Source organism: Kitasatospora sp. NPDC058243 (genome assembly GCF_042882025.1).
Classification (GTDB): Bacteria; Actinomycetota; Actinomycetes; order Streptomycetales; family Streptomycetaceae; genus Kitasatospora.
Genome location: NZ_JBHVWW010000158.1, coordinates 447 through 1,518, shown reverse-complemented (window position 1 = coordinate 1,518; position 1,072 = coordinate 447). Strand labels below are relative to the sequence as shown.

The window sequence follows — 1,072 nt, the reverse complement described above, 5'->3', positions numbered from 1 at the left end:
GGTCGTGTGCGAGGACGGGCAGGCTCGGCGGCCAGAGCTGACCATGGCGGTGGACGTGGCCACCCGCAGCATCACCGCGGCCGTCCTACGGCCGAAGGGCACCAAGGCGGTAGACGCGGCCGTGCTCCTGGCGCAGACGCTGGTACCGCAGCCGATGCGGCCCGACTGGCCCGAGTACCTGTCCATGGCCGCCTCCGTCATCCCCTACGCCCGGCTCGTCTCCATCGACGCCCGCATGCAGGGTGCGGCCGCCCGGCCGGTGATCCGGCCGGCGAACGTGGTCATCGACCAGGGCAAGGTATTCGTCTCCCGCTGCTTCCTCGCCGCCGCCGAGCATCTGGGAATCACGGTCCAGTCATGCCCACCGGCCTCCGGGCACGCAAAAGGACACGTCGAACGCAGCTTCGGGGCGATCGGCACCCTCTTCGCGCAGTACGTCGCCGGCTACACAGGGACGCACCTCGCGGCACGCGGCAGCAGCGTGGAGGACGACGCGTGCTGGACGCTGCCCCAACTGCAGGACCTGCTGGACGAATGGATCGTCTGCGGCTGGCAGGAACGGCGCCACGAACGGCTACGGCACCCGCTCATGCCCCGCCTGACCCTCACCCCCAACGAAATGTGGGCCGCGCTCACCGGCATCGCCGGACACGTACCCGTCCCCCTGAACGGAACGGACTGGATCGAACTGCTCCCCTCCAGACGGTGCGCAATCGGAGACGAAGGCATCCGCTTCGAGCACCGCACCTACGACGGCCCCGCACTCAACGGACACCGAAACCGCTCCACCGCCGCGGACGGCAAATGGGAGGTCCACCACAACCCCTACGAGCCGTGGCAATGCTGGGTCAGACTCCCCCACGGCTGGGAGCCAGCCGCTTGGATCCACCAGGGCCTGGTGTCCAGGCCATTCACCGACACCACCTGGCGCCACATCCGCAGCGTGGTCACACGACGCGGAAGCCGAGCCGAACACGAGGAGCACCTCGCCCGCCACCTGGACGAACTCCTACGCCTCGCCCACGCCGGGCACACAGGCACCGGCCAATCCAGGGGGTCCGCCCGCGCTGCC

At 69.8% G+C, this 1,072-nt stretch carries 1 pseudogene; it reads left to right on the top strand.

Annotated features, from left to right (window positions below):
* Positions 1–43: 43 nt before the first annotated feature.
* Positions 44–1,072 (top strand): annotated as a pseudogene (locus ACFVX9_RS39765) (transposase); the annotation flags it as partial.